We start from the raw sequence: 26,610 nt of genomic DNA, 5'->3' as shown, positions 1-26,610 counted from the left end.
CTCCCCAGCCTCGTCGCTCGCGCGTGCTCCTCGCGGCCGCCGAGGGCGGCCACTCGGAGGCACGCGCCACCGCAGCGTTTTCCGAGTGAACCGCGCCGAAGTGCTCGCCTCGCTCTCCTCTCCGGCGGCGTTGCTAAACCCTTATGAGCGCGCGGGTGGGAGGAACGGCCGTATGAGCGACCTCCCGGACGACTTCGACTGCACCCTCACCAACTGGGAGTACATCTACGGGCTCTGCCGCAACGTCTCGAACGCGGTGAAACGGGCCGACTTCGAGCCGGACATGGTCGTCGCGCTCGCTCGCGGGGGCTGGTTCGCGGGGCGGTGCGTCTGCGACTTCCTCGGGCTCAACGACCTCACGAGCCTCAAGATGGAGCACTACGTCGGCGCGGCGGAGAAGACCGACGAGCCCCAGATCCGCTACCCCATGCCGGAGGGGAGCGTCGACGGGAAGAACGTCCTGATCATCGACGACATCGCGGACACCGGCGGCTCGATCCGCCGCGCCGAGGAGTACGTCGAGGACCGCGACGCCGCCGAGATCCGCACCGCGACGCTCCAGCTGCTCGGCACCTCCGAGTTCCAGCCTGACTTCGTCGGCGAGCGGCTCGAACAGTGGACGTGGGTCGTCTACCCGTGGAACTTCCTGGAGGACATGATCGACCTCACCGAGGGCGCGATGGAGCGCGCCGACCAGGACGCCTTCGACCGCGAGGACCTCCGTCACTACCTCGAGGAGTACCACAGCATCGGCCGCATCGAGATGGAGGTCGCCCAGCCCGGCCGCCTCGACGAGGTGCTCGACGAGATGGTCCGCCGCGACGTGGCCGCGCCCGCCGGCGACGACGCCTGGACGCTCGCCGAGTAACCGATCGCGATGGCCGGAGACGAATCGGGCGGAGATGCGGAACCCGCCCTCGACGCCCTCCTCGACGCCTACGCGCTCAAAGACGAGCGGCGCACGGGCTGGCAGCTCCGCGGCGTCGGCGACCCCGAGTCGGTGGCCGCGCACGCGTGGGGCGTCGCCTACCTCGTCTTGGCGCTCGGCGACCGATTCCGCGAGGATCTCCCCGGGCTCGACCTCGATCGCGCGCTCCGGCTCGCCGTGGTCCACGACGTCGCCGAGGCCGAGACGGGCGACGTCGCGACCCGGGCCGACTCGACCGCTGACTCGGCGGATCCCGCGGCCAAGGAGGCCGCCGAGCGCGAGGCGATGGCCGACCTCGCCGGACCGCTCCCCGACCGCGTCCGCGACGCGTGGGAGTCGTACGAGGCCCGCGACTCGCCGGAGGCGATACTGGCGAAGGAGTGCGACCTCCTCGACGTCTGCCTGCAGGCGGTGATCTACGAGCGCGGCGACCGGTACGACCCCGCCGACGGCGAGCCGGACGCGTTCCGCGAGTACGACGACCTCGACGAGTTCTTCGCGACGACAGAGCCCCGCCTGCGGACCGATACCGGCCGGGCGCTGTTCGCCCGGCTCCGGAATCGATACCGAACAGCTCGCGACGAGGGATAGCCCGACGGTCGCCCTCCGGGGGCGCCCGAGCTGTTCGACGTTCGTCGAACCTCTAAAACGACGACTGTAGGCCCTCTGCCGGCGGATTAGCGCCGAGAATAGCAAGAACGTTAACGGCCGAGTCCGTCTCGGGGAGTGAGCTTTCATCACGCATGTCCGAACACACTGACCTGGTCATCGTCGGCGGCGGTATCAGCGGGGCGTCGCTCTTATACGCGGTCGCGAAGTTCACCGACGTCGACGACGTCACGCTGGTCGAGAAGGAGCGGGAGATCGCGGCGGTGAACTCCCACCGCACGAACAACTCACAGACCCTCCACTTCGGGGACATCGAGACGAACTACACCTTAGAGAAGGCCGAAGAGGTCAAGGAGGGCGCGGAGCTGCTCGCCGGCTACCTCGAGGGGACCGACCCCGACCGCGAGATGCACAGCAAGCGGAGCAAGATGGTGCTCGGCGTCGGCGACGAGGAGGCCGAGAAGCTGGAGGAGCGCTACCACGAGAACGGGTTCGGCGACCTCTTCCCGAAGCTCCGCGAGATCGGCCGCGAGGAGATCGCGGAGCTGGAGCCGAAGGTCGTCGAGGGCCGCGACCCGGACACCCGGCTCACGGCGCTCCAGACCCCCGACGGCTACGTCGTCGACTACGGCGCGGTCGCGAAGTCGTTCGTCGAGGACGCCCGCGCAGAGGACGGCGTCTCCGTCCACCTCGGCACCGCGGTCGAGAGCGTCGACGAGGGCCGCGACGGGTTCGCCGTCGAGACCGACGACGGCGACTTCGAGGCCGACGCGGTCGTCGTCGCCGCCGGCTCCCACAGCCTCCAGTTCGCCAAGGAGATGGGATACGGCGAGGACATGTCGCTGCTGCCGGTCGCGGGGAGCTTCTTCCTCGCCGACGACCTGTTGAACGGGAAGGTGTACACGCTCCAGATGAAGAAGCTCCCGTTCGCGGCGGTCCACGGCGACGCCGACGTCCACGACGACGGCGTCACTCGGTTCGGCCCGACGGCGAAGCTCGTCCCCGCGCTCGAGCGCGGCGAGCTCTCCACCGTGAGCGACTTCGCCGACGTGTTCGGCTTCTCGCCCGCGTCGGTCCTGAGCTACGTCGACATCCTCTCGGACCGCATCCTGTTCCCCTACGTCGTGCGCAACCTCGTGTACGACATCCCCGAGATCGGCAAGCGCGCGTTCCTGCCGGACGTTCAGAAGGTCGTGCCGAGCGTCGACGCCGACGACATCGAGCGCGCGAAGGGGTACGGCGGCGTGCGCCCCCAGATCGTCGACACGGAGAACAGAGAGCTCGACATGGGCGAGGCGAAGATCACCGGCGACGGCGTCCTGTTCAACATCACCCCCTCGCCCGGCGCCTCGACCGCGCTGAAGAACGCGATGACCGACGTGCAGACGGTCCTCGACTTCTTCGACGCCGACCACGAGTTCGACGAGGCGGCGTTCCGCGAGGCGACGATCGAGCACTTCCCGCGCGTCGACGACGAGGACGCAGAGGCCGACGACGCCGCGGAGGCCGAGGGCGACGACGCCGCGGAGGCCGAGGGCGACGACGCTCCCGAGGACGACGACGCCGACGACCGCGTCCCCGCCGAAGCCGACGACTGACGCGAGCACCGACGGGTTCCGCCCCGGACCCCCTCGTCGCTCCGGCTACGCGTGCTTCCGCTCCTCGACCTCCCGCTCGAACGCCTCCCTGAGCACGCGGATCGCCCGCCGCTTCGTCCCGTCCGGGACGAACACGAATGGGATGGGCACGTCGAACGCGCGGTCGCCGTACAGCCCCCAGTCGCCGACCGACCGGGTCGTTCCGCCGTAGGCGATGGGGATGTCCTCCAGCTCGTCGGGGTCGTACGCGGGCACGTACGAGCGGTCGACCCACACCTCGTGGACCGGGACGTCGAGCGCGTCGGCGAGGAGCCGCTCCAGCCGGTCGTCGCCCTCGGTGAGCCACGCCGTGAACGCGTCGAGACCGGCGCCGGCCTCACCCGTGAGGTCCCCGCCGATCCGGTCGGCGAGTGCGATCCGGTGTTTCCAACAGGTGGCCGGGAAGCGCCGCCCGCGGAACCGGTCGTACATCGACGCGAGCGTCGAATCGGGGTGTTCGCGGGCGGCGATCCGAAGGCGTTCGAGCACGGCGTTGTCGTCCAACTCCCGCGAGAGGACCCCGTCGACGGTCACCGGGCTCTCGCCGGTCACGCGCTCGTACTCGCCGAGCAGCTCCTGGAGGAGCCGGTTCGCGTAGACGGCCTTGTGATGCTGTGTGACCCACATGTACAGCGCGATCCGGCCCTCGAGGTAGTTACCGATCGTCGAGAGCGCCTTCTCGGTGAGCGCGAGCCCCTCCTCGGGGTGGGCCGTGTAGGCGTCGACCATCCGGTCGACGTCGAAGCTCAACACGCCCGCGCCGGTCATGCGGTTGTCGCGGGTGATGTAGTCGAGCCGGTCGACGTCGATCGGCGAGTGCAGCAGCTGTGCGCCGACCCCGTACTGCCAGGGCGCGCCGCGCTCGTACGCGAGGCTGTAGCCGAGGACGTACGCGCACACCTCGACGGGGTCGACGTCGAACGAGCGCAGCGCGTCCCCGTACTCCTCGATTATGAGGACGCAGCCGAGCAGCTCGTGCGGGCTCGCCGACCGGAGCGGCGCGCCGCCGACGCCGGCCCGGTCGAAGGCGTCCACCAGCCCGGCGGCGTCGACTCGCTCGCGGAGGACGCCCTCGTCGAGGAACCCCTCCGAGAGGTGCGAGAAGGGCGGATGGCCGACGTCGTGGAGCAGGCAGGCGCACTCCAGCGTCCGCTGGATCTCCTCCAGCTCGTCGGTCGTCGCGCCCTGCGCGAAGTACGACTGCCTGCGGAGGTTCTCGAACACGGTGCGGCCGAGGTGGTAGACGCCGAGCGAGTGCTCGAACCGCGTGTGGTTCGCTCCGGGGTAGACGAGGTGCGTCGCCGAGAGCTGGCGGACGTACCGCAGCCGCTGGAACGGCCGGGTGTCGAGGACGCCGTCGACGAGCGCGTCCGGCAGCTCAACGTAGCCGTGCACCGGGTCCTTGATCTGCGTGGTCGACATCCGAACGTCCGTGAAACGACCGCCCGGAACCTGCCTCTTTCGGTCCCGGGTCGAGCGCGTGCCCTGCCCGAGTCCGTCCTTATAAATACCGAGCGCGCCGACCCGCGGGCATGGCACGGGACGCCGCCGACGGACCGCGGACCGCCGGCGATAGCACGGGCGACGCCGGGAACGGAGCGGCCGACGCCGACGGCGCTCCCGGAACCGGATCGCCGATCGTCGACCGGTGGGTCGCGCTCGACCGGGGGTGGCAGGCGCTCGCGCTCGGGCTGGGGATCGTCGCCGCTCACGTCGCGGGACAGGCCGCGGGCGTCTTCTGATGCGCGTCGTCGACGCCGCTCGGCCGTTCGTCCCCGGTCTCGCGCTGCTGGCCGCCGGAGCGCTCCTCGCGCACCTCATCGCCGGCGCGGTCGACGGGCTCCAGCCGCTCGTCGTCGCGGTCGCGCTCGGCGCGCTCATCGGCAACGCGGTCGGGACGCCCGACCTCGCGAAACCGGGCGTCGGCGTCGACAAGCTGTTCTTGGAGACCGGGATCGTCCTGCTCGGCGCCGCGGTCGTCGTCGAGGAGTTCCTCGCCGCGGGACCGACCGTGCTCGGCCTGGTCGTCGTCGCGGTCGGCGGCGGGCTCCTCCTCGCCGAGCTGATCGCACGCGTGCTCTTCCGACTCGACGGGACCACGCCCTCGCTGCTGGCGGCGGGCGCGAGCATCTGCGGGGTCTCCGCGGTCGTCGCGATCGGGCGCGTGCTCGACGCGCGCGGCGCCGCCATCACGTTCGCGGCGGCGACCGTGCTCCTCTTCGACGCCGTCACGCTCGTCGCGTTCCCGATCGCCGGCGAGTGGCTCGGGCTCACCGGCCGCCAGTTCGGCGTCTGGGCCGGCGTGAGCATGTTCTCGACCGGCCCCGTCGCGGCCGCGGGGTTCGCCCACTCGCCGGAGGCGGGCCAGTGGGCGACCGTGACGAAGCTCGCGCGCAACTCCCTGTTGGGGGGCGTCGCCGTCGCCTACTCGCTGGCGTACACGGCGCGGTCGGCGACCGACCCGGGCGTCCGACGGCTGTGGGCGGAGTTCCCGAAGTTCCTCCTCGGCTTCCTCGCGGTCGCCGCGATCGCGAACAGCGGGCTCCTCTCGCCGGCCGTGCTGGAGTCGATCGGGCGCGTGTCGGACGCGCTGTTCACGCTGGCGTTCGTCGGGCTCGGGCTCTCGATCCGGCTCCGCGAGATGCGCGAGGTCGGCGGCGCCGCCGTCGGCGCCGTCCTCGTCCACCTGCTCGTCGTGAGCGCGCTCGCGCTGGCGGCGGTGCGGTGGCTGCTGTAGTCCCCCGTTCAATCCGTATAAGTACCGGGCGGACGCACTCCGCGTATGAGCACCATCGGTTTCATCGGCGGCAGCGGCATCTACGAGGCGCTGCCCCTGAACGACGTGCGCGAGGTCGAGTACGACACGCCCTACGGCGAGCCCAGCGACGCGATCACGATCGGCGAGTTCGCGGACACCGGGAAAGAGGTCGCCTTCCTCCCCCGACACGGCTCCGAGCACGGCGTCTCGCCCACCGACCTCCCGTACCGCGCGAACATGTACGCCTTAAAAAAGGCCGGCGTCACCCACGTCTTCGCGTCGAACGCGGTGGGGAGCTTAAAAGAGGAACTTGAGCCCGGCACCCTCGTCGTCCCCGACCAGATCTACGACCGGACCAAGCGCCGCGACCTCTCCTTCTACGGCGACGGCGTCGTCGTCCACCAGCCGTTCGCGGACCCCTATAGTCCAGAACTGGTCGACCACCTGACCGCGGCCGCCGAGTCGGCCGCGCCCGCCGACACCGGCGTCGTCAAAGGGGGCACCTACGTCTGCATCGAGGGCCCCCAGTACTCGACGCGCGCGGAGTCGGAGTTCTACAAGTCGCAGGGGTGGGACCTCGTCGGCATGACCGCGATCCCGGAGGCGAAGCTCGCCCGCGAGGCCGAGATCGCCTACGCGACGATCGCCGGCGTCACCGACTACGACGTCTGGAAGGAGGACAGCGAGGTGACCCTCGAAGAGGTGTTGGAGAACGCCGAGGAGAACCAGAAAGCTATCAAGGCCGCCGTCGAGGAGGCGGTCCGGACGCTCCCGGACGACCTGGAGTGCGACGCGCACACCTCCCTCGAAGGCACCGTCAACACGCCGACCGAGGCGATCCCCGAGGAAACGCAGGAGCGCGTCGAGCCGCTCCTGGGCGATTACTTATAAACAACTAATTCTGCGGTGCGGTGGCGCGCGCCTGTGAGCGCCCATCGGGCGCGAACAGCGCGTGCGAGGGACGCGGCGACCGAAGGGAGCCGCGAGGCTGGGGAGGCGTGAGGCTGCGGTTGCGGCGCGGTCGGGTGGGATTCAAAGGGGCAGTCGCGAGGGCGAAGCACGCTGTAGCAAGCACCGCAGGAACGAGCGCAGCGAGTGACGAGGAGCGCAGCAAAGCGCGCGAGTCCTCGCGACTGGGGCTTTGGAGGTAGTCACTACATCGAGGGTGTTACAGAACAGTTCATTCCACATTGACCGACCCGTGAATCGCTCAGTACACAACTCGAAATCTGTTGGGGCTGACCAATTACACCGCACCACTTAGTGCTGCGTAGAGTAGCGTAGCGACCACAACGACGACCACAATCTCTGTCAGATTCTGTTTAAATAGTATTTTTGCACCGGCTAGTCTCGGTGTTTCAGTATCTCTTCGTTTCCCACGGTGTCGGATTGTTTTCTCCACTCCGACACCGACACCACCGATGGCTGCTCCGATATATGAGATAGCAAGCAACTCCCAGAGTATCGAAATGATCGCAGCACTACCCGCGATCAGGATGAAGCCAAGCGCTAGTATCGTTCCGAGTGAGGCGACGCCGATGATGGGAATGTTGCGGGTAAACGTGCCGAGAAATGATGAGCCCAACCAAGCCGCACCTGCGATCAAACCCCCGATGAGCAGCAGTGATGAGAGTTGTGGCTGAATATCCGTAAGCACAGTCGCGGATAGCGCTATCAGAAAGTACGCTGATCCTGCCGTAAGCGCGTTCGTAGCTGCAGTTTCGATGCGATGTGAGGATTTTTGATAACTTGTGTACGCACCTGCTACAACTGTTGCGGCGACCGGGACCGCTCTGACAACGCTGGGTTCCTCGGTCGCTAAGAGCGGGCTTGATACACCGACTGAGGACTGGGTATTGTACGCATCTGAAAGCGGTATTCCGTGATTAGTGAGGTAGTACCACAGCGTTGACCTCCACCGGGGAATGTTGCTAATAGAACCCTCTTCAATGAGAATTATCGAGACTGCCCAGCCAGCCGTAAACACAATTGCTGCCGAAAACAGCGCGTAGTACCCGGCTTTTGGACCTGTGTTTTGGACACGCATTGTACTGATAAGCAAGTGTTATTTTCTGTCCCATGAAAAAGTCTTGTAATCAATAATTTCATCTTAAGTATATATAGCTCTCTCACTACGTCAGCAGTGATCTATCGCTGATCGTCTGTCACGATGTGAGTTGCCATCACCCATGCGACCGCGCACGAACAACGGACCGCGCTCTCGAAAACGTACTAGTCCGCGATCGCTTCCGACTCCCCGGTCATCGCCGCGGGGTCTTTCACCCACAGGTCGCCGAACAGGTCGTCCTGCTGGAGGCGGACCGACCCGCGGTGGGCCATGAACAGCAGCGCGAGGTACGTCATGAACGGGCGCCCGCCCGCGCTCTCGATCTCCCCGAACAGCACCTCCGTGCGCCCGCGGTCGAAGTGGGTCCGGAGGGCGTTGTCGATCTCCACTATCACCTCCTCGATATCCTCGTCGTGGGTGCGGTCGGTCGCCTCGCCCGCGGTCGGCTCCCCGTCGCGCCGGAACTCGTCGCCCGTGTGGTAGTCGAGCGTCTGCGTGCCGCGGTCGTACCCGTGCGGCGACTCAGAGGTGTCGTACTCGCGGGAGTCCTTCCACCACGATCCGCGCTCGGCCTCGCGGAGCTCCCGGACCAGTTCGTCGAGCGTCTCCGGCGATCCTCGGGTGCTCTTCCGGTCGAGGCGTCGGTCCATCTCCGTCTCCAGCTCGCTGACCGGATCGAAGTCGTCGGCGGCGGGGTCCGGCGCGCCGCCCTCCATCGCGACCTCCCACGGCTCCGGCTCGGGCTCCTCGTCCTCGTCGTCGTCGGCCAGCATGCCGTCGCTCTTCATCCGCAACAGGACGCTGGCGTAGAACAGCGCCCGCCCCGTCGTCCGGAGGTCCGTCTCGTCGAGCCGCTCTAAGAAGGCGTCCGTCACCTGCACGATGTCGATGTCCCACGGCTCGATCTCGCCCTCCTCGGCGAGCTGGACGAGGAGCTCGACGGGCTCGACTTTCCCGTCCTCGCCGGGGTCCCCGGACTCCCCGCCGTCCGCCTCGTCGCCGGCGGCGCCGTCCCTCGACTCGCCGTCGCCCGTCGCGGCCCCGTCTCCTCCGGGCGGCTCCGGCGTCGCTCCGTCGCGCGCCCCGCCGTCCCGCTCGCTCGTCAGGTCCAGGTCCGGGACGTCGTCGCCGGATCCGCCGCCCGCGCCCGCCGACTCCGGCGGCTCAGTCATCCGCGGTCACCTCCTCGTCGCCGTCGCCGAATTGCATCCCGGTGACCGCCGACAGGTTGTCGCCCTGCATCGTGACGCCGATGGCGCGGTCCGAGCGCTCCAACAGCGCCGAGCGGTGGCCGACCACCACGAACTGCGCGTCCGCGGCCAGCTCCTCGATCATCTCGCCGACGCGCTCGGCGTTGACCGCGTCGAGGAACGCGTCGATCTCGTCGAGCGCGTAGAACGGCGCCGGGTTGTGCCGCTGAATGGCGAAGATGAACGAGAGGGCGGTCAGCGACTTCTCACCGCCGCTCATCGCGTCGAGCCGCTGGACCGGCTTGTCCGCGGGCTGCGCCTTCATCGTCAGCCCCTCCTCGAAGGGGTCTTCGGGGTTCTCCAAGAGGAGCTCGCCGCTGCCGGCCGAGAGGCGCGCGAAGATCTCCTCGAAGTGGTCGTTGATCGACTCGAACGTCTGCATGAACGTCTCCTTCTTCGCCGCCTCGTACCCCTCGATGCGCTCCTCGATCGCGTCGCGCTCCTCGACGAGCACGTCCCGGCGCTCCTGGAGCTGGTCGAGCGCCTCCTGCACCTCGTCGTACTCGTCGATCGCGAGCATGTTGACGGGCTCTAACGCCTCCATCTCGGCCTCCAGCTCCTCGATCCGCGACTCGACCTCGCCGAGGTCGGGGATCTCGCCGGCGTCGTACTCGCCGACCTGCGACTCCAGCTCGTCGATCTCCCACTCCAGTCGGTCCCGGCGGTCCGTCAGATCGTCCAGGTCGGACTCCGCCTCCGAGACGAGCGCGCGCTGTTCGTCTCGCTCGCGGGTCGCCGCCTTGATCTCCTCGCGGAGGTCCTCGCGGTCGGCCTTCAGCTCCGTGAGCTCCGATTCGAGGTCGGCGATCGCCTCCTTCTTCTCCGCGAGGTCGGCCTCCCGCTCCTCGATCGCGGCCTCGTGCTCGGCGACCCGCTCTTCGGCCTCGGCCTTCCGATTCTGTGCCTCCTCGACGGTGTCGTGGAGCTCGTCGACGGCGTCCTCGGCGTACCCCTTCTCCAGCTCCAGCTCGTTCTGCCGCCCGTCGAGCGAGCTCATCCGGTCCTCCAGGTCGGATATCTCGGCGCGGATCTCGTCGGCACGCTCGGAGAGCTCCGGGATCTTCGAGTCGGCGAGCTCCGCCTCGATCTCCTCGATCTCGGACGCTAACTCCGCTATCTCCGTATCGAGCTCGTCGAGCTCCGCGTCGAGCTCGCTCATCTCCGCGTCGACCGACTCGCGTTCGGCCTCCAGCTCCTCGAGCTCGGTCTCCAGCTCGTCGATGCGCTCCTCGGCGTCCGCCAGCTCGTCCTCGGCGCGCTCGACGTCGGCCTCAAGCGACCGGACGCGCTCGGCGGCGTCGGCCTTCCGGTCGCGCGCGTCGTCGACGTCGCCCTCGAGGTCGTCGATCTCCGACTGCAGCGACTGCCGCTCGTCCTCCAGCTCCGCTATCTCCGTCGCGAGCCGTTCGAGCTTCCCGCCGCCGGACTTCGTGAACGCGTACCGCGAGCCGCCGCCGGAGCCGCCCGTCATCGCGCCGGACTTCTCGACGAGGTCGCCGTCGAGCGTGACCATCCGGTAGTCGCCCATCAGCTCGCGGGCGGTGGCCATGTCCTCCACGACGAGCGTCGAGCCGAGCACGTACGAGAAGATCGAGGCGTACCTGCCGTCGTAGTCGACGAGGTTCCGCGCGAAGTCGACGACGCCCGGCAGCGAGGGCTTCCGCGGGAGGCTCCGGTCGTCCATCTCCGTGATGGGGAGGAACGTCGCCCGGCCCGCGTTCCGCCGCTTGAGGTAGTCGATACACGTCGACCCGACGCCGTCGTCGTCGACGACGACGTTCGCGAGCCGCCCCCCGGCGGCCGTCTCGCACGCCTCCGCGTACTCGGCCTCGACCGAGCCAAGCTCGCCGACCGCGCCGTGGACCCCGTCGATGCCGCCGTTCTTCACTTCGGTCACCGCCCGCGGCCACGAGGTATCGCCGCGCTCGTCGGCGGCCGCCTCCAGCTTCGCGTACTCGTTCTGCTTCTCCCGGAGGTCCGCTTCGACCGCCTCCAGGTCCTCGCTCCGTTCGGCCTTCTCCGAGAAGAGGTCCGCGACGACCTCCTCGATCTTCTCCTCGTTCTTCTCGGCCTTGTCGAGCTCGCTGCGGAGCTCGGATATCCGCGCCTTGTGCCCCGGTATCGACTCGCGGGCCTCCTCCAGGTCGGTCCGCGCCTCGCTCACCGCGTTCGAGCGCCGGCGCGCCTCGTCGAGCAGGCGGTCCTTCTCGCGCTGCGTCTCGTTTCTCGCCTCGCGAAGCGACTCGATCTCCTCTTTCTTGTCGGCGAGCTCGGCTTTGAGTTCGTCGAACTCGGTGTCGGCGCCCTCTATCTCGGCCTCGACGTCGGCGAGATCGGACCGCTTCGTCGCGATCTCGGACTTGACCGAGGCCTTCTCGACTTTCGCCTCGCGGATCTCGCCTTCGAGGTCCGCTATCGTCTCCTCCTTCCGGTCGATCTGGACGAAGGCGTCGCGCCGCTCCGTCTCGGCCTCTGCGGCGCGCTCCTCGGCCGCCTCGATCTTGTCATCGAGCCGGGAGATCTCGCCTTTGACCTCCTCGATCTCCGAGCGGATCCGGATCTGCTCGTCCTCGCCTTTCGTCTCGATCTCGTGGTTGAGGTCGGCCAGGTCCTCCTCGAGGCGGGTGAGCTTCCCCTGTCTCGCGTCGAGCTCCGCGCGGAGCTCTTCGAGCTCGGCCTCCGCGTCGTCGATGTCGTCCTCGACGTCGCCGAGGGCCTCCCGCTTCTCCTCCAGCTCGGAGGCCTTGAGGAAGCCGCGGTACTCCTCCAGCTCGTCCCGATACTCCTGATACTGGAGGGCGGTCTCGCGCTCGTCGGACAGCCGGTCGAGCCGGTCCTGCTTCTCGCCGATGCGGAGGTCCGCCTCGCCGATCCGGTCTTCGACCGTGTCCAGCTCCTCGTAGGCGGCCTCCTTCTTGTCGTCGAACTCGGCGACGCCCGCGATCTCGTCGACGATCCCCCGCCGCTGGTAGGGGGTCATGTTGATGATCTCGGTGACGTCGCCCTGCATCACGACGTTGTACCCCTCGGGCGTCACGCCGGCGGCCGCGAGCAGGTCCTGCACGTCGGAGAGGTTCACCGAGCGTCCGTTGAGGTAGTAGTACGAGTAGTAGTTGTCCTCGGTCTCCTTGACGCGGCGCTTGATCGTGATCTCGGAGACGTCGCCCACGTTCTCCGTGCCGGCCGCGGAGACGACCTGCGACCGGTCTAAGGCCCCGTCCTCGTTCGAGAGCACGACGGTCACCGACGCCTCGTTCGGGCCCCCGGTCCCGTCGCCGTCGTCGTGACCGGGGTTGTAGATCAGGTCGGTGAGCTTCTTCGCTCTGATCCCGCGGGTGCGCGCCAATCCGAGCGCGAAGAGGACTCCGTCGATGATGTTCGACTTCCCGGAGCCGTTCGGTCCCGTGACGACCGTGAAATCGTCGTAAAAGGGGATCCTCGTCGTCCGCCCGAAGCTCTTGAATCCGTCCAAAACGACTTCCGTAATGTGCATGTGACGCGGGAGTGCGAGGTCGGATTACGCGACGATGATGTCGCTGTCCGACTCCTCGTCGTCGCTCTCTCCCTCCGCCCCGCCGGCCTCGGCGTCCGGCGTCGTCGCCTCCTGCTCGGGGACGACCATGTCGTCGTCGCCCTCGCCGCCGGTCGACGCGCTCCCGTCGTCGGTCCGCTCGACGACCTCGACGTGGTCGTCGGAGTGGGTCCGCGTCTCGCCGCCGGCGGACTCTGTCGATTCCTCGGCCGGTTCGGCCGTCTCCCGCGCCTCCTCGGTCGCGGCGTCTGCCCGTACGGACACCTCTTGGGCGTCCTCGAGCTGTCGGACGCGTTCCTTCATTTCGACCAGCTCCTCGGTGAGCCCGTTGACCGCCGCTTGCAGCTCCGCGACCTGTCGTTCGAGGTCCTCGACGCGGTTACTCATATACACACGTATGCCCACGCGGGCCGTATAAATCTGCGTCAGACACACGTGTGACCATGTGACATGATTTTCGCCGACCGCGGCGGCTCGGCGCGCTCGTTTCCGGGGGCTGAAACGTCTCGCGGCTACCGTCCGATATCGGGGGGAAGATACTTGTAGTACGGTCGATATGGCGTCCGTATGAGTAAGATCACCTTCCGGGCCGACGACGACCTCGTCGAGCGGCTGGAAGCGTGTGACGCCTCCAAGAGCGAGGTGATGCGGGAGGCCCTCCGCACCCACCTCGACGACGCCGAGGAGGCGACTGCTCCCGACGCGGGTCCGACGGCCGAGGAGACGGTCGGCGCCGCGCTGGCAGACCGCGTCGACGACCTCATCGCGGAGCGGCTCGACGCCGCGTTGGACGACCGCCTCGGCGGACGGCGCGCTCCGTCCGACGCGACGTATGCGTCGGGGAACCCGGCCGAGGTCAACGTGAACGTCTCTCTCGACGCCCCTGACGCCGACGCCGCCGACACGCGTGTGACACGTGAGACGTCGGCGGACGCTGAGACGGAGACGCGTAAGACGCCGGCGAGCGCGAACGCTGGCGAAAACGCCTGCGGCGGCTGCGGAGAGAACGTCCCTGAAGAACACGTGTACTGTCCGAACTGCGGAGAAAAGCAGTCTCACCGGGCGTTCTGCGAGTGCGGCGACGAGCTGCGGACCGACTGGGCGTTCTGCCCCGGCTGCGGTCGGCGGACCCCCGCCGCAGACGTGTTAAATGATAGGTAACGCCTGACTCAGGCCGCCAGTCGGCCGAATTCGTCTCTTCGGGTGGTTGTCTTACACTCGGCGATAGCTTTATATTGGTAGACTCGGTGAATTGAACTGCGTAAGACGGTCGTCTTACAGCGGCCGTCCGCGGCGGGGATGATCCCGTCGACGGGCGATTCGTCGCTGTAAGACACACGCGTCGCGTGCTCGCCGTCTTACCGGGGGAATACCAATGGAGCGTGTGACACTACGAATCCCGAAGCAGCAAATAGACGAGGTCGAACAGATGGTCGAAACGGGCGAGTTCCCGAACCGGAGCGAGGCGATCCGGTCGGCCGTTCGCGACATGTTGAACGAACAGGACGGCGAGCGCGACGAGCGCGGCCGCAACCGCAACTGGGCGAAGGTGTGAACTGATGCAAGATCTCGTTCAGGACGCCCTCGACAACGCGGAAGCGGAGAAGCGCGACATGGACTCCGTCGATATGGACGACGACGAGTTCGGGGACCCCCGGATCGTCATCGTCGGTGCCGGCGGCGCCGGAAACAACACGATCAACCGGCTGTACAACATCGGCGTGGACGGCGCCGACACCGTCGCGATCAACACGGACAAACAGCACCTCAAGATGGTCGAGGCCGACACCAAGATCCTCGTGGGCAAGTCGCTCACGCAGGGGCTCGGCGCCGGCGGCGACCCCAAGATGGGCGAGCGCGCCACCGAGATGGCCCAGGGGACGATCAAGGAGGTGCTCGGCGACGCCGACCTCGTCTTCGTCACGGCCGGAATGGGCGGCGGCACCGGCACCGGCGCGGCGCCGGTCGTCTCGAAGATCGCCAAAGAGCAGGGCGCCATCGTCGTCGGAATGGTCTCGACGCCGTTCAACGTCGAGCGCGCCCGCACCGTGAAGGCCGAGGAGGGCTTAGAGACCCTCCGCAACGAGGCCGACTCGATCATCGTCCTCGACAACAACCGGCTGCTCGACTACGTGCCGAACCTGCCGATCGGGAAGGCGTTCTCCGTGATGGACCAGATCATCGCGGAGACGGTGAAGGGGATCTCCGAGACGATCACCCAGCCGAGCCTCATCAACCTGGACTACGCCGACATGTCCACCATCATGAACCAGGGCGGCGTGGCCGTCATGCTCGTCGGCGAGACCCAGGACAAGAACAAGACCCAGGAAGTGGTCAACGACGCGATGAACCACCCGCTCCTGGACGTCGACTACCGCGGCGCCTCCGGCGGGCTCGTCCACATCACGGGCGGTCCGGACCTCACGCTGAAGGAGGCCGAGGGGATCGCGAACAACATCACCGAGCGGCTGGAGGCGAACGCCAACGTGATCTGGGGCGCCCGAATCCAGGACGAGTACAAGGGGAAGGTCCGCGTCATGGCGATCATGACGGGCGTCCAGAGCGCGCAGGTGCTCGGCCCGTCGACCCAGAAGCAGGCCGACAAGTCCCGCGCCGCGGCCGGAGCCGAGGACCTCGGCGACTCGCGCTCGCGCGCCGCCGAGGCGAACGGCACGGCCGGCGCGACGGCCTCCGGCGGCGCCGACCGGGGCTGGGAGTCCGACGGCGGCACCGAGCAGACCGAGCGGAACAACGGCCTCGACGTCATCCGCTAGGCGTCGCTGACGGACCGCCGCCGTCGCAGTCGTTCGCTTTCCGATCGACCGTCTCTCTTTCGCGCCGTCGACGCCGATCCGCTCGCTTACCTCCGGGTCTGACCCGTCGGACGGCGCGAGGACTTAACATCGCACAGTGCGTGGGGATCTACGTGTTACGCCACCAGCCGAGCCGAAGCCCGTGGCCTCGCTCGGGCGTCGCCCGCGACCGGACCGGGTCCGCGACCCGATGACCGACGCCGCGCTCTACTTCACGGCCCCGGAGACCGTCGAGGTGCGCGAGGCGACGGTCGGACCGCCGGCGGACGACGAGCTGCTCGTCGAGACCCGCGCGTCGGCGATCAGCGCCGGGACGGAGCTGCTCGTGTACCGCGACCAGACGCCGGCGGATCTCCCGGCGGACGAGGCGCTCGACGCGCTCGACGGCGACCTCTCGTACCCGCTCCGGTACGGCTACGCCGCGAGCGGCGTCGTCCGCGAGGTCGGCGCCGAGGTCGACTCGGAGTGGGTCGGCCGGTCGGTGTTCGCGTTCGTCCCCCACCAGACGCGCTTCCGCGCGACCCCCGACTCGGTCGTCGCGCTCCCGCCGGAGACGACGCCGGCCGCCGGCTCGCTCCTCCCTTCCGTGGAGACCGCGACGAACATCGTCCTCGACGCCGCCCCCCGTCTCGGAGAGCGGGTCGTGGTGTTCGGCGCCGGGGTGATCGGACTCTGCGTCGTCCGCCTGCTGGCCGACTTCCCGCTGGAGTCGCTCGTCGTGGTCGACCCGATCGAGCGCCGTCGAACGCTCGCCGCTGCGCTCGGCGCCGACCGGACGACGACGCCGGCCGAACTCGGCGCCGTCGACCTCGCCGGGGACTCCGCCGTCGGGGGCGCGGACCTCGCGGTCGAGCTGTCCGGCCAGCCGAGCGCGCTCGACGACGCGATCGGGGTCGTCGGCTACGACGCGCGGATCGTCGTCGGCTCGTGGTACGGGACCAAGCGCGAGCCGATCGACCTCGGCGGGCGGTTCCACCGGGACCGCATCGACATCGTCTCCAGTCAGGTGTCGACGATCAGCCCGGAGCTGCGCGGGCGGTGGGACCGCGACCGCCGCATGGAGGCGGCGCTCGACCGGATCGACGCGATCCCCGCCGCCGAGCTCATCACCCACCGGATCCCCTTCGAGCGCGCGCCGGAAGCGTACGAACTGCTCGACTCGGAACCCGACGCGGCGGTCCAAGTCATCCTGGAGTACTCGTGACCGTCTGCTTTCTCACCGGCGAGACGGGAGTCGACCGCTGACGGCGAGGTAGTCGCGCGCGAACACCGCCAGCGACGGCGCGAGGACGATTGGCGCGAGGGTCCGAACGACGTCGGTCGGCACCGGCGGGACGAGCGCGACCGTCACGAAGACCATCTGGACGCCCGCGAGGTACTTGCCGAGGTCGCTGTCGGGCAGGTCGCCGACGGGGAGCCCGCGGACGCGCCGCAGCCACACGGCCCCGCGGAAGACGTAGCGCGCGGCGGAGATCGAGAGGTACCAGATCGGGAGTAGCTCCCACAACACCGCCACGAGCGGCGCGGCGACGAATCCGAAGGTGTCGAACGCCATGTCGAGCCGGCGGCCGACCTTGGTCTCCCGCCCGACCGTTCGGGCGACGCTCCCGTCGAGGTTGTCGAGGGCGACGCCGGTCCCGTAACACAGCGCCGGCACCCACGCGAGCGCCGTCTCCGGCGGCGCGACGACGAATCCGGCGACGACCGCGTACAGCGCCCCGCGAACGAGCGTGACCGCGTTCGCCAGTCCGAACAGCTGTCGCCAGAAGCCGCCGGTCAGCCCCTCCGGATCGAGCCCGTACCCGACGTACCAGAGCTGTCCGGCCCAACAGAGGCCGGCGACGACGGCGGGCGAGAGTCCCCAGCGGCCCATCGCGTCCGCGGGGAACAGCCGCAGGAGGAGCGCGGCGAGCGTGAGTGCGGCGAGGAGCGGGAGCCCGAAACCGATCCCGACGCGAACGGAGCGTCGACGGCGGATCTCGGCCATCTACACGCCACCTCCGGTCGCGACCGGGCCCGCGAGGGGTCCGCCGCCCGGGGATACGTTTACGCGCCGAACGGTCGCGTTTACGCCCGCGTCGACGGCCGAGCCGTCGGGGAGCGCGTCGCTGATCGCGACGGCGTGCTCGCGTCGCCGTCGGCGCTCGCGGTCCGCCACGGCTACCGGCGCAGCAGGGCGACCAGAACGAGTATCAACACGACCTGCGCGACCTTGTCGACGCCGCCGAGCGTCCCGACGTCGGCCGGGAACGACTTCGTCCCGCCCGCGAAGTTGATGACGTACCATAAGACGATCTGGACGAGGGTGAAAGCGATCCCGACCGCGTACACCGTCCGTCGGCGGTAGTCGATCGCGAGGAGGGTGACGCCACCGACGAAGCCGAGCCCCGCGAGGACGAAGCTGATACCCATCGGCGAGGGGAACATCCTGACGCCGAGAAAGAGGTGGACGGCGGCGGAGACCAGCGCCGCGACGATACCCACCCAGTGGAGGCCGTTCAGCGAGCCGATGTCGACCGCGGGCCGCTGCGACTTGGTTGTTGCCATATTACACACATGGACTTCTGTCACATAGAAATACCGCCCGAGCGGACGAGGGCGATCGACTCCGGCGCCCTACCGCTCGAAGTCGGGGTCGCGCAGGGCGTCGATCCGCGCGAGCTCGTCGGCGGTCAGCCGCTCGCTCCCGGCGGCCAGGTTCGAGACGACGTGCGATTCCGTGGTGCTGGACGGAATCGGGACGACCCCTCGCGAGGCGTTCCACGCGACGACGACCGCGGCCGGCGAGAGACCCCGATCCGTGCCGATCGCGTCCAGCACGGGTTCGTCGAGGAGGCCGGGCGCCGACAGCGGCGAGTGCGCGACCACCCGAATTCCGCGCTCGTGACAGCAGTCGACGAGACCGGTCCGAGGGCGGTAGGGGTGTCGCTCCACCTGCACCAAGGCCGGGTCGACGTCGCCGGTCTCCAGCACCGTCTCCAGCTGCGCCCGCGAGACGTTACAGACCCCGAGCGTCCGGGCCCATCCCCTCTCGTAAACGGCCTCCAGGTTCTCCCACGCGGTCGCCAGCGACACGTCGTCGGTCGCGAGCTCGCCGTCCGCGTCCTCGGGAAAGGCGAGCGCCTCCTGTCGCTCGACCGGCTCCTCGGCGAGCCGGCTCAGCTCCCCCCGGTGTTCGAGCGCCGATGGCCAGTGGAGCGCGTAGCAGTCGAATGCGTCGATCCCGAGCTCCTCGCGGCTGCCCGCGCAGGCGGCGAGCAGGCGCTCCCGGCGGTGGTTGGTGCGCCACGCTTTCCCGAGCAGGAACACCCGCTCCCGGTCGGGCGCGCCCGGCGCGGCGAGCAGCTCCCCGATCCGGTGTTCGTTGCCGTACAGCTCGGCGGAGTCGAGGAGGCGGTAGCCGGCGTCGAGCGCGGTCGCGATCGAGTCGGCGCGCTCGACGTACTCCCCGTCGCGGTAGCGCGAGCAGCCGAAGCCGACCGACGGGAGGCGGATCGCGGCGGCGCCCGACGTCCCCTCGACCCCGGTGCCCGACGTCCCCTCGACCCCAGTGCCCGACGTCCCCTCGACCCCGGTGCCCGTATTACACCCGTCCGACGCCGGCCTGACGACCGGCGCCGGCGGCGGGTCGGCGGTCGCCCCGCAGTCGTCGACGGCGACCGGTCCGTCCCCTTCGGCGGCCGCCTCGATCGCGTTGCAGACGGCGACGACGTGGGCGCCCCGCCGCCCGCCCGCCCGCGAGGGCGACCCCGCCTCGACCGTCGCGGCGAGGCGCTCGACGGCGTCGACGTACTCGTAGGGCTTCGCCGGAGACGTCGGCGGCGCGCTCACGTACTCCCGCCCGACGCGACCGAACCGGACGGCGTCGCGGTCGTCGTCCATCGCGCCGGTCCCCGTCAGGTACAGCGAGCCGTCGTCGCCGTGGAGCTCCAGCCCGTAGAACTCCCGGCTCCGGTGGGGGGCGTAGAAGCTGGCGGTCAGCCTGACGGTCGGCCCCGCCGCGAACGCCAGCGTCGCCTCGACGTGGCTCGGCGTCGAGGGCCGGCGCTCCTCGCGCTCGGGCCACACGTCGAGCGCGTCGGCGACGCGGACGCGCTCGACCGGGCCGAACCACGACACCAGCAGCGCGAGCGGGTACACGGCCCCGTCGTACAGCGGCCCGATATCGAGGAAGGAGCCGGGGCGGTCGTGCCAGTCGGTCACGCGGCCGACGTGGGCGTGAGCGTATCCGAGCCCCACCGGGCCGAGCCGGCCGTCGGCGAGGAGGCGCCCCGCGCGGCGCTGCGAGGGCGCTCGCGGCGTGCCGGGTGCACAGCCCAGCGCGAGGCCGCGGTCGCGGGCGAGCGCCACCAGCGCCCGCGCCTCGTCGGCGTCGAGCGCGAGCGGCTTCTGCGAGTAGACGTGGCGGTCGGCTTCGAGCGCGGTCCGGGTCACCGGCGCGTGGGCGGCGTGGCTCGTCAGGTTCACCACTACCGGCGCGTCGACCGCGGCGAGCGCCGCGTCCAGGTCGGTAAAGGACGGGCAGTCGTGGGCCGCGGCGAGGGCGGCGGCGCGATCCCCGTCGAGGTCGACGACGCCGGCGAGCGACAGCGGACTCCCCGACAGGCCGGCGGCGTACTCCGGCGCGATCGACCCGGCCCCGGCGAACAGACAGTTCACGGTCGTATCGAGGCGGGGAGACGTATATGCCTCCCGCCGGAGCGGTTTAGTCGCCGCGCGCTAACTCACGGTCGTGACGGAACCGGGAATGAGCCGCCTCGGGACCGCCTACCTGCGCGGGTTGCAGGCGGTCGGTCGGCGGCTCGACTACGGGACGAACGCCTTCGACCGCGAGTGGGACGTCCTCGTCGTCCTCGACGCCTGTCGGGCCGACCTGCTGCGTTCGGTCGCGGCCGACGTCGACTTCCTCGACCGCGTCGAGACGGTCCGGTCGGTCGGCAGCTCCTCCTCGGAGTGGTTGGAGAACACGTTCGTCGGTCGCCCCGAGACGGCCCGGACGGTCATGGCGACGGGCAACACGTGGACCGACCGCTACCTCGACGCCGACGCGTTCGCGGCGCTCGACGAGGTGTGGAAGTACGCGTGGGACGACGCCCTCGGCACCGTGCCGGCGCGGGCGGTCACCGAGCGGGCGGTCGCGCTCGCCCGGGAGCGCGACCCCGACCGACTCGTCGCCCACTACATGCAGCCGCACCACCCGTTCGTCCCGGACCCCCTCGACGGCGACGACGGGCTGGCCCGGACGGGGAGCCACAGCAACGAGGGGAACCCGTGGGTGTCGCTCCGGCGCGGCGAGGTCTCGGTCGAGCGCGTCTGGGCCGCGTACGAGGCCAACCTCCGCCACGTGCTCGGCGAGGTGGAGACGCTCGCCGACAACGTCGACGGCCGCGTCGCGGTCACGGCAGACCACGGCAACCTCTTCGGCGAGTGGGGGCTGTACGGCCACCCGATGAACACCCCCGTGCCCGCCCTCCTCGCCGTGCCGTGGGCCGAGACGACCGGCGTCGACCGCGGGACGCTCGACCCGGCGCTCGAACCGCCGGAGCCGCTGCCGGTGAGCCGCGTTCACGGGGAGAGCGACGAGCGAGAGCGGCTCGCGGCGCTCGGCTACCTGTGAGCGTCCGTCGGGCCGACGGCGGGGACGCGGCCGGCGGCAGTCCCGGTCGCCTCTCCCCCGCCCTCCGGATTTAGGTGCGTCGCGCCCGTGGATCGGTGTATGTACGCGACGACGGTGCTGACGGACTTCGTGGCCCAGCACTACCTCACGGTCCCCGACCCCGGACCCGAGGGCGTCCCGCACTCCCACCACTTCGAGGTGGAGCTGACGTTCCGCGGGCCGGAGCTGAACGAGTACGACTACCTCGTCGACATCGACGACGCCGACGCGGCGCTCGCCGACCTCGCCGACCGCTACCGCGACGAGCTGCTCAACGACCTCCCCGAGTTCGAGGGGCGCAATCCGAGCGTCGAGCGCTTTGCCCGGGTGATCTTCGAGCGCGTGACCGACGCGGTGACCGACGAGACCGTGACCGAGCTGTCCGTGACGGTCTGGGAGGACGACGCGGCCGCCGCGACGTACGACGCCCCGGTATGAGGGTCGGGCTCACGCTGTACGGGAGCCTCGACGAGCGGTCCGGAGGGTTCCGCTACGACCGGAAGCTGGTCGAGGGGCTCCGGGCCGCCGGCGACACCGTCGAGGTCGTCGAACTCCCGTGGCGAGCGTACCCGCGCGGGCTGCTCGACAACGCCAGCCCGTCCCTCCGCGACCGCCTCCGCGTCGACGTCGACGTGATGCTGCAAGACGAGCTCGCGCACCCCTCTCTGGTCCTCGCCAACCGCGGTCTGCCGTACCCGATCGTGAGCGTCGTCCACCACCTGCGGGCGAGCGAGCCGCGCCGCCTCTCGCCGCTGTACCGCGCCGTCGAGCGCCGGTATCTCGCGACCGTCGACGGCGTCGTCTGCAACAGCGGGGCGACCCGCGACGCGGTCGCCGCCCTCGGCGTCGACCCCGACGAGACCGTCGTCGCCCCGCCCGCGGGCGACCGGTTCGATCCTGCAATCGACGGCGACGCGGTCGCGGCGCGCGCCGCGTCGCTCGGGGAAATCGGCGAGGAATCCGGAGCCGGCGACGGCGCGTCGGTCGCCGACCCCGCTCCCGCGCCCCTCCGAGTCGCGTTCGTCGGGAACGTCGAACCGCGGAAGGGGCTCGACACGCTCGTCGAGGGCGTGTCCCGCGCCGACGCCGCCGTCGACCTCACGGTCGTCGGCCGGCCGGTCGACGAGTCCCACGTCGCCGACGTCCGGCGATTGGTCGGCGAGCGCGGGCTCGGCGACCGCGTGCGCTTCGCCGGCCGGCTGTCGGACGACGCGCTGGCCGACGTCCTCCGCGAGAGCCACGTCCTCGCGGTCCCCTCCCGGTACGAGGGGTTCGGGATCGTCTACCTCGAGGGGATGAGCTTCGGTCTGCCGGCGATCGCCTCCCGGGCGGGCGGCGCGAACGAGACGGTCACCGACGGCGAGACGGGCGTCCTCGTCGACCCGGACGACCCCGCGGCCGTCGCCCGCGCGCTCGACGAGTTCGCGGCCGACCCCGATCGGACTGCCGAGATGGGCCGCGCCGCCAGGCGGCGGTACGAGCGTCACCCGGGCTGGACGGAGTCGACGGGTCGAGTCCGGCGACTCCTCGCCGACGTCGCTGACGCGGGCGACGGCGTCGACGCGATAGACACGGAGGTGGCGACGTGACGGGCGACCGCGACGTGACCGGAAGCGGCGACGAGTCCGCCGAGGCGACCGACGAAGAGGCCCCCGCCGACGACGCTCTCGCCGACGACGCCATCGCCGACGACACCGACGCCTTCCGGCGCTACCTCCGCGCGAAGCGGACCGTCGACGACCGGGCGCTCGACCGCCGGCTCGTCGGGATCCTCCGCGAGCGGCTCGCCGACCGCGCCGCCGCGAGCGCCGGGCCGCTGCGCGTGCTGGAGGTCGGGGCCGGCATCGGGACGATGGTCGCCCGCCTGATCGATCGGGAGGTGCTCCCGCCGGGCGAGACGCGGTACGTCGCCGTCGACCGCGACGCGGAGGCGCTCGCCGGCGTCGGTCCGTACCTCCGGGAGTGGGCGACGGACCGAGAGGGACCGGTCTCCGTCGAGACCGCCGACGGCGACGCGCTCGTCGTCGAGACCGACGCCCGTACGGTTCGGGTCGAGCCGGTCGCCGCCGACGCGGTCGCGTACGCCGGGGAACGCCCGGGCGAGTGGGACGCCCTGATCGGGATGGCGCTGCTCGACGTCCTCGACCTCGACGGACTCGACGCCCTGCTCGACGCGCTCGGCCCCGGCGGGACCTACTACTTCCCGATCACCTTCGACGGCGGGACGCGCTTCCGCCCGGCGCACCCCGACGACCGGGCAATCGAGCGGCTGTACCACCGGCACATGGACGAGAAACCCGACGGAGACAGCCGCGCCGGCGGCGCCGCGCTCTCGCGCCTGCGCGAGGCGGACGGCTCGACGCTCCTCGGGGTCGCCGGCTCCGACTGGGTCGTGCGTCCCGCCGACGGCGAGACCGGCTATCCGGCCGACGAGGCGTTCTTCGTCCGGCACATCCTCGACACCGTCGAGGCGGCGGTCGGCGAGGTGATCGCCGTCGGGGGCGACGGATCGCTCTCGGCCGCCGACCTCGACGCGTGGCTCTCAGAGCGGCGGCGACGGGTCGACGCCGCCGAGCTCGTCTACCTCACCCACCAGCTCGACCTGCTCGGGCGGGTCGACGGCGACGCCTGACCGACAGAACGCTCGGGTCGCCGACCGCGTTCGACGGGGCGGTCAGGTCGCCGCCTCGATCGAGTCGAGCAGGCGGCACTTCCGGCAGACGTCGCGGCTCGTCTTCGAACCGCAGCGCTCGCACTCGCCGAGGTCGGGGGCGCCGTCGGCGGCGTCGCCGCCCTCGCGGTACGCCTCGGCGGCGAGCGCGGAGAGCTCCTCGTAGCCGGCCATGATCGAGTGGCGGGCGCCGGGGTGGTTCTCCTCTAACTCGTGGATCGTCGACCGGATCTCGCCGCGGTACGCCTCCGAGGAGTGGGGGCACTCGGCCATGTGCGTCGGGAGGTCGCGGACGTGACAGTAGAGCGCGATCTCCTTCTCGGGCACGTCGCGGAGCGGTTTGGCGCGCGGGACGAAGTCGTCGGTGCCCTCGCGCTCGTCGAAGGGGCCGAGCGAGGCGTCGAAGTGTTTCGCCACCTGTCGCACGTCGCCCTCGAGGAAGTTCATCATCGCCGTCTGCGCCTCGTCGTCGAGGTTGTGGCCGGTGAGCAGCTTGTCGGCGTCGAACTCGGCGGCGTACTCCTCCAAGAGGTCGCGCCGGAACACGCCGCAGTACGCGCAGGCGGCCATGTTCTCCGGGTCGCTCTCGACGACGTCGTCCATCTGCACGCCGAACTCCTCCTCGTAGGAGACGACTTCGTGCCGGAGCGAGAGCTCCTCGGCGAGCTCGACGCAGGCGTCGAGGCTCTCGTCGCGGTACCCCTCGATCCCCTCGTGGATCGTCAGCGCGAGCATCTCGACGCGGGGGTCCTTCCCGAACACGTCGTCCAGAATTCGCGTCAGCGCGACGCTGTCTTTCCCGCCGGAGAGGCCGATCACCCAGCGGTCGGGGTCGTCCGGCGTCGCCTCCGGATCGAGGAGGGAGTCCTCCCGGACCCGGCGTTTCACGCGCTTCTCGACCGACCGGCGGAGGTGCTCGCCGCAGAGGTGCGCCCCGGAGTAGGCGGCGTGGTGGACGGCGTCGGCCCCGCACTTGTCGCACTCCATCGGTGCCGGGTTACCGACGCGCGCGGATACCCGTTTCGGGCCGCCTCCGTGAGAGCGGGAGCGAGATCGGACGGAAGTGAGACCGACGGAAGCGCTTCCGAAGCCCCGGTCGCTCGTTTAGAAGTAGTTGATGACGGATAGACGGCGAACGCCTCCGAAGCCCCAGTCGCGACGGCTCGCGCGGCTTGCTGCGTTCCTCTCTCGGTCGCTGGTGCTCCCTCGCTGCGGTACTTGCTTCGCCGTGCTTCGCCCTCGCGACTGCCCCTTCGAGTCCCGCCCCGCACAGCGACCGCACCTCACGCCTCCCCAGCCTCGTCGGTCGCCCTCCGCGTCGCTCCGGGCGACCGACTCCAGCGAGAATCGAAGATTCTCTGGCAGCCGGCGCGGAGCGCCGGCGACCTCGCGCAGGCTGCTCGCGCCCGGTAGGCGCTCGCAGGTGCGCGCCACCGCAGTCATTTACATAAGCGTCAGATATCGACATCGACAACCCCGGGCGCGTTGTCGCCGGTTCCGACACGGGTTTGTCGCCGGCGCGGCGCCTCCGAGACGTGACCGACTCGCCGACCGGCGTCGACCGCGACCCCGATCCCCGTCCCCTCCGCGAGGACCCGCCGGCGGAAAGTCTCCGGACCCGGCTGTGGCGCCACGGCTTCAACCTCCTGCCGGCCTACCGCGGGACCGGCGCCCGCGTCGACCGTATCGGCGCGGACTGGCGCTACGTGCGGATCCGCGTCCCGTTCAACTGGCGGACCCGCAACGCGGTCGGGACCATCTTCGGCGGGAGCCTCTACGGCGCGATCGACCCGGTGTACATGACGATGCTCCGGCGGCTCCTCGGCGACGGCTTCACCGTCTGGGACAAGTCGGCCGCGCTCGAGTTCCTCGAGCCGGGCCGCGACACGCTGTACGCCGAGTTCGAACTGCCCGTCGCCGAGACCGACGCGATCCGCGACGCGCTCGGTCCCGGCGAGTCGACCGACCGCGACTACCTCGTCTCGCTCGTCGACGAGGCGGGGACCGTCCACGCCGCCTGCGAGAAGACGCTGTACGTCCGGCGGGACGCCTGAGTCACGCCCGTCAGTCGCTCGCGGCCGTCCCGCCGGCGACCTCGTCGAACGGCGACACCGAGATGACGAGCCGGTCGTCGCTCGCCGTGCTCACCAGCTTCGACTCCGCGAACGTGGTCCCGTCGACGCGGAGCCCCTCGCTCGTCCCGGTCCACCGCTCGCCCTCCATCACCGCCGGGATGACGTGGGTCCGGATGTGTTCGACCTCCTCGTCCGGGTGGAGGCGCTGCCAGGGCTCGCCGACCAGCTCGTCCGGCTCGTAGCCGTACAGCCGCCCGTACTCCTCGCCGACGAACTCGAAGGTGCCGTCGGGCGCGACCGTGCAGACCCCGTCGAGCGCGACCTCGGTCGCGGGACCGACGCCCTCGGCGTCGCCGTCCCCGACGCTCTCGGCGCCCGCCTCGAAGCTCCCGCCCTCGCCGTCGACCGCGTGTCCGACTCGGCGTAAGAGCGCGGTGTACCCGTCGACGCCGCCGCGCTTGTGGACGTAATCGCTGACGCCCGCGCGGACCATCTCGGCCGCGATGGCGTCCGGCTCGGTCGCCGAAAAGAGGAGGAACGGGAGGTCCGGCTCGGTCTCCCGCGCCGCCGAGAGCAGCTCGACGCCGGTCCGACCGGGCATGTCGTAGTCGCT

25 protein-coding genes are annotated in these 26,610 nt (G+C 70.0%); 15 read left to right on the top strand and 10 right to left on the bottom strand.

Features of this window, described 5'->3' with window-relative positions; genetic code table 11:
* Positions 1 to 172 precede the first annotated feature (172 nt).
* The 3 genes from DJ73_RS11350 (at position 173) to DJ73_RS11340 (ending at position 3,135) form a co-directional block, all read left to right on the top strand.
* Positions 173 to 868, top strand: coding sequence for a phosphoribosyltransferase (locus DJ73_RS11350; protein WP_094557994.1), 696 nt, complete (start codon positions 173 to 175; stop codon positions 866 to 868).
* Positions 869 to 877: 9 nt separating this feature from the next.
* Positions 878 to 1,519, top strand: coding sequence for an HD family hydrolase (locus DJ73_RS11345; protein WP_094557993.1), 642 nt, complete (start codon positions 878 to 880; stop codon positions 1,517 to 1,519).
* Between the two features lie 152 nt (positions 1,520 to 1,671).
* On the top strand, positions 1,672 to 3,135 hold the full coding sequence (locus DJ73_RS11340) for an FAD-dependent oxidoreductase (RefSeq protein ID WP_094557992.1): 1,464 nt from the start codon (positions 1,672 to 1,674) through the stop codon (positions 3,133 to 3,135).
* Positions 3,136 to 3,180: 45 nt separating this feature from the next.
* On the opposite strand, the gene DJ73_RS11335 is transcribed toward DJ73_RS11340, so the two are convergent.
* Complete coding sequence (locus DJ73_RS11335) at positions 3,181 to 4,596, bottom strand: HD domain-containing protein (protein ID WP_094557991.1); 1,416 nt, start codon at positions 4,594 to 4,596, stop codon at positions 3,181 to 3,183.
* Positions 4,597 to 4,706: 110 nt separating this feature from the next.
* On the opposite strand from DJ73_RS11335, the gene DJ73_RS11330 reads away from it, so the two are divergent.
* The 3 genes from DJ73_RS11330 to mtnP are packed head-to-tail and all read left to right on the top strand — an operon-like array spanning position 4,707 to position 6,823.
* On the top strand, positions 4,707 to 4,916 hold the full coding sequence (locus DJ73_RS11330) for a hypothetical protein (protein ID WP_094525005.1): 210 nt from the start codon (positions 4,707 to 4,709) through the stop codon (positions 4,914 to 4,916).
* On the top strand, positions 4,916 to 5,911 hold the full coding sequence (locus DJ73_RS11325) for a YeiH family protein (protein ID WP_094525004.1): 996 nt from the start codon (positions 4,916 to 4,918) through the stop codon (positions 5,909 to 5,911). The genes DJ73_RS11330 and DJ73_RS11325 overlap by 1 nt, the downstream gene beginning before the upstream one ends.
* 45 nt (positions 5,912 to 5,956) lie before the next feature.
* Positions 5,957 to 6,823 (top strand): S-methyl-5'-thioadenosine phosphorylase, encoded by an 867-nt coding sequence (gene mtnP, locus DJ73_RS11320; RefSeq protein ID WP_094557990.1) that lies wholly within the window; start codon positions 5,957 to 5,959, stop codon positions 6,821 to 6,823.
* A gap of 355 nt (positions 6,824 to 7,178) precedes the next feature.
* Here the strand turns inward: mtnP and DJ73_RS19795 are convergent, their stop codons facing one another.
* The 4 genes from DJ73_RS19795 to DJ73_RS11305 all read right to left on the bottom strand — a co-directional run bounded on the left by DJ73_RS19795 (position 7,179) and on the right by DJ73_RS11305 (position 13,169).
* Positions 7,179 to 7,979, bottom strand: a complete 801-nt coding sequence (locus DJ73_RS19795) for a hypothetical protein (RefSeq protein ID WP_141212949.1) — start codon at positions 7,977 to 7,979, stop codon at positions 7,179 to 7,181.
* 185 nt (positions 7,980 to 8,164) lie between these two features.
* Positions 8,165 to 9,172 (bottom strand): ScpA family protein, encoded by a 1,008-nt coding sequence (locus tag DJ73_RS11315; RefSeq protein WP_094557989.1) that lies wholly within the window; start codon positions 9,170 to 9,172, stop codon positions 8,165 to 8,167.
* Positions 9,165 to 12,743, bottom strand: a complete 3,579-nt coding sequence (smc, locus tag DJ73_RS11310) for a chromosome segregation protein SMC (RefSeq protein WP_094524854.1) — start codon at positions 12,741 to 12,743, stop codon at positions 9,165 to 9,167. The genes DJ73_RS11315 and smc overlap by 8 nt, the downstream gene beginning before the upstream one ends.
* Positions 12,744 to 12,767: 24 nt before the next feature.
* On the bottom strand, positions 12,768 to 13,169 hold the full coding sequence (locus tag DJ73_RS11305) for a hypothetical protein (protein WP_094524855.1): 402 nt from the start codon (positions 13,167 to 13,169) through the stop codon (positions 12,768 to 12,770).
* 180 nt (positions 13,170 to 13,349) lie between these two features.
* Between DJ73_RS11305 and DJ73_RS11300 the strand changes: the two genes are divergently transcribed.
* From DJ73_RS11300 to DJ73_RS11285, 4 genes are all read left to right on the top strand, one after another.
* Entirely contained in the window at positions 13,350 to 13,943 is a 594-nt protein-coding gene (locus DJ73_RS11300; protein WP_094524856.1) for a zinc ribbon domain-containing protein, read from the top strand.
* Between the two features lie 214 nt (positions 13,944 to 14,157).
* On the top strand, positions 14,158 to 14,337 hold the full coding sequence (locus DJ73_RS11295; protein ID WP_004595187.1) for a ribbon-helix-helix domain-containing protein: 180 nt from the start codon (positions 14,158 to 14,160) through the stop codon (positions 14,335 to 14,337).
* Between the two features lie 4 nt (positions 14,338 to 14,341).
* Complete coding sequence (ftsZ, locus tag DJ73_RS11290) at positions 14,342 to 15,556, top strand: cell division protein FtsZ (RefSeq protein ID WP_094528131.1); 1,215 nt, start codon at positions 14,342 to 14,344, stop codon at positions 15,554 to 15,556.
* Between the two features lie 229 nt (positions 15,557 to 15,785).
* The gene (locus DJ73_RS11285) at positions 15,786 to 16,799 is read left to right on the top strand and encodes a zinc-binding alcohol dehydrogenase (protein ID WP_094524884.1); all 1,014 of its coding nucleotides are present in this window, start codon (positions 15,786 to 15,788) and stop codon (positions 16,797 to 16,799) included.
* A 12-nt stretch (positions 16,800 to 16,811) separates the two neighbouring features.
* Here DJ73_RS11285 and DJ73_RS11280 read toward each other — a convergent pair whose 3' ends face one another.
* From DJ73_RS11280 to DJ73_RS11270, 3 genes are all read right to left on the bottom strand, one after another.
* The gene (locus DJ73_RS11280; protein ID WP_094524858.1) at positions 16,812 to 17,582 is read right to left on the bottom strand and encodes a CDP-alcohol phosphatidyltransferase family protein; all 771 of its coding nucleotides are present in this window, start codon (positions 17,580 to 17,582) and stop codon (positions 16,812 to 16,814) included.
* 173 nt (positions 17,583 to 17,755) lie between these two features.
* Positions 17,756 to 18,142, bottom strand: a complete 387-nt coding sequence (locus DJ73_RS11275) for a hypothetical protein (protein ID WP_094524859.1) — start codon at positions 18,140 to 18,142, stop codon at positions 17,756 to 17,758.
* Between the two features lie 69 nt (positions 18,143 to 18,211).
* Complete coding sequence (locus DJ73_RS11270; protein ID WP_094557988.1) at positions 18,212 to 20,254, bottom strand: aldo/keto reductase; 2,043 nt, start codon at positions 20,252 to 20,254, stop codon at positions 18,212 to 18,214.
* 88 nt (positions 20,255 to 20,342) lie between these two features.
* On the opposite strand from DJ73_RS11270, the gene DJ73_RS11265 reads away from it, so the two are divergent.
* The 4 genes from DJ73_RS11265 (at position 20,343) to DJ73_RS11250 (ending at position 23,883) form a co-directional block, all read left to right on the top strand.
* On the top strand, positions 20,343 to 21,212 hold the full coding sequence (locus tag DJ73_RS11265; protein WP_094524885.1) for a hypothetical protein: 870 nt from the start codon (positions 20,343 to 20,345) through the stop codon (positions 21,210 to 21,212).
* 99 nt (positions 21,213 to 21,311) lie between these two features.
* Complete coding sequence (locus DJ73_RS11260) at positions 21,312 to 21,689, top strand: 6-carboxytetrahydropterin synthase (protein ID WP_094524861.1); 378 nt, start codon at positions 21,312 to 21,314, stop codon at positions 21,687 to 21,689.
* On the top strand, positions 21,686 to 22,840 hold the full coding sequence (locus tag DJ73_RS11255) for a glycosyltransferase family 4 protein (RefSeq protein ID WP_094524862.1): 1,155 nt from the start codon (positions 21,686 to 21,688) through the stop codon (positions 22,838 to 22,840). The genes DJ73_RS11260 and DJ73_RS11255 overlap by 4 nt, the downstream gene beginning before the upstream one ends.
* 14 nt (positions 22,841 to 22,854) lie before the next feature.
* The gene (locus tag DJ73_RS11250) at positions 22,855 to 23,883 is read left to right on the top strand and encodes a class I SAM-dependent methyltransferase (RefSeq protein WP_394338281.1); all 1,029 of its coding nucleotides are present in this window, start codon (positions 22,855 to 22,857) and stop codon (positions 23,881 to 23,883) included.
* 42 nt (positions 23,884 to 23,925) lie between these two features.
* On the opposite strand, the gene DJ73_RS11245 is transcribed toward DJ73_RS11250, so the two are convergent.
* Entirely contained in the window at positions 23,926 to 24,909 is a 984-nt protein-coding gene (locus DJ73_RS11245) for a TIGR00269 family protein (RefSeq protein ID WP_094524863.1), read from the bottom strand.
* Between the two features lie 548 nt (positions 24,910 to 25,457).
* Here DJ73_RS11245 and DJ73_RS11240 point away from each other — a divergent pair.
* Positions 25,458 to 25,976 carry a DUF4442 domain-containing protein gene (locus DJ73_RS11240; protein ID WP_094527813.1) on the top strand — a complete coding sequence of 173 codons (519 nt, stop codon included), beginning with the start codon at positions 25,458 to 25,460 and terminating at the stop codon, positions 25,974 to 25,976.
* A gap of 10 nt (positions 25,977 to 25,986) precedes the next feature.
* Here the strand turns inward: DJ73_RS11240 and DJ73_RS11235 are convergent.
* Positions 25,987 to 26,610 (bottom strand): PAS domain-containing protein (locus DJ73_RS11235; protein WP_141212948.1); only part of this gene is annotated, 624 nt, incomplete at its 5' end.

Origin of the sequence: Halorubrum sp. Ea1, from assembly GCF_002252965.1 — an archaeon.
Lineage (GTDB): Archaea > Halobacteriota > Halobacteria > Halobacteriales > Haloferacaceae > Halorubrum.
The sequence above is the reverse complement of the archived record's forward strand: the minus strand, read 5'-3'. Positions and strand labels throughout refer to the sequence as shown.

What these genes read in the sequence shown, in the direction of transcription:
- DJ73_RS11350 (WP_094557994.1), top strand. Translation starts at nt 173, where the DNA reads ATGAGCGACCTCCCGGACGACTTCGACTGCACCCTCACCAACTGGGAG.
- DJ73_RS11345 (WP_094557993.1), top strand. Translation starts at nt 878, where the DNA reads ATGGCCGGAGACGAATCGGGCGGAGATGCGGAACCCGCCCTCGACGCC.
- DJ73_RS11340 (WP_094557992.1), top strand. Translation starts at nt 1,672, where the DNA reads ATGTCCGAACACACTGACCTGGTCATCGTCGGCGGCGGTATCAGCGGG.
- DJ73_RS11335 (WP_094557991.1), bottom strand. Translation starts at nt 4,596, where the DNA reads ATGTCGACCACGCAGATCAAGGACCCGGTGCACGGCTACGTTGAGCTG.
- DJ73_RS11330 (WP_094525005.1), top strand. Translation starts at nt 4,707, where the DNA reads ATGGCACGGGACGCCGCCGACGGACCGCGGACCGCCGGCGATAGCACG.
- DJ73_RS11325 (WP_094525004.1), top strand. Translation starts at nt 4,916, where the DNA reads ATGCGCGTCGTCGACGCCGCTCGGCCGTTCGTCCCCGGTCTCGCGCTG.
- mtnP (WP_094557990.1), top strand. Translation starts at nt 5,957, where the DNA reads ATGAGCACCATCGGTTTCATCGGCGGCAGCGGCATCTACGAGGCGCTG.
- DJ73_RS19795 (WP_141212949.1), bottom strand. Translation starts at nt 7,979, where the DNA reads ATGCGTGTCCAAAACACAGGTCCAAAAGCCGGGTACTACGCGCTGTTT.
- DJ73_RS11315 (WP_094557989.1), bottom strand. Translation starts at nt 9,172, where the DNA reads ATGACTGAGCCGCCGGAGTCGGCGGGCGCGGGCGGCGGATCCGGCGAC.
- smc (WP_094524854.1), bottom strand. Translation starts at nt 12,743, where the DNA reads ATGCACATTACGGAAGTCGTTTTGGACGGATTCAAGAGCTTCGGGCGG.
- DJ73_RS11305 (WP_094524855.1), bottom strand. Translation starts at nt 13,169, where the DNA reads ATGAGTAACCGCGTCGAGGACCTCGAACGACAGGTCGCGGAGCTGCAA.
- DJ73_RS11300 (WP_094524856.1), top strand. Translation starts at nt 13,350, where the DNA reads ATGAGTAAGATCACCTTCCGGGCCGACGACGACCTCGTCGAGCGGCTG.
- DJ73_RS11295 (WP_004595187.1), top strand. Translation starts at nt 14,158, where the DNA reads ATGGAGCGTGTGACACTACGAATCCCGAAGCAGCAAATAGACGAGGTC.
- ftsZ (WP_094528131.1), top strand. Translation starts at nt 14,342, where the DNA reads ATGCAAGATCTCGTTCAGGACGCCCTCGACAACGCGGAAGCGGAGAAG.
- DJ73_RS11285 (WP_094524884.1), top strand. Translation starts at nt 15,786, where the DNA reads ATGACCGACGCCGCGCTCTACTTCACGGCCCCGGAGACCGTCGAGGTG.
- DJ73_RS11280 (WP_094524858.1), bottom strand. Translation starts at nt 17,582, where the DNA reads ATGGCCGAGATCCGCCGTCGACGCTCCGTTCGCGTCGGGATCGGTTTC.
- DJ73_RS11275 (WP_094524859.1), bottom strand. Translation starts at nt 18,142, where the DNA reads ATGGCAACAACCAAGTCGCAGCGGCCCGCGGTCGACATCGGCTCGCTG.
- DJ73_RS11265 (WP_094524885.1), top strand. Translation starts at nt 20,343, where the DNA reads ATGAGCCGCCTCGGGACCGCCTACCTGCGCGGGTTGCAGGCGGTCGGT.
- DJ73_RS11260 (WP_094524861.1), top strand. Translation starts at nt 21,312, where the DNA reads ATGTACGCGACGACGGTGCTGACGGACTTCGTGGCCCAGCACTACCTC.
- DJ73_RS11255 (WP_094524862.1), top strand. Translation starts at nt 21,686, where the DNA reads ATGAGGGTCGGGCTCACGCTGTACGGGAGCCTCGACGAGCGGTCCGGA.
- DJ73_RS11245 (WP_094524863.1), bottom strand. Translation starts at nt 24,909, where the DNA reads ATGGAGTGCGACAAGTGCGGGGCCGACGCCGTCCACCACGCCGCCTAC.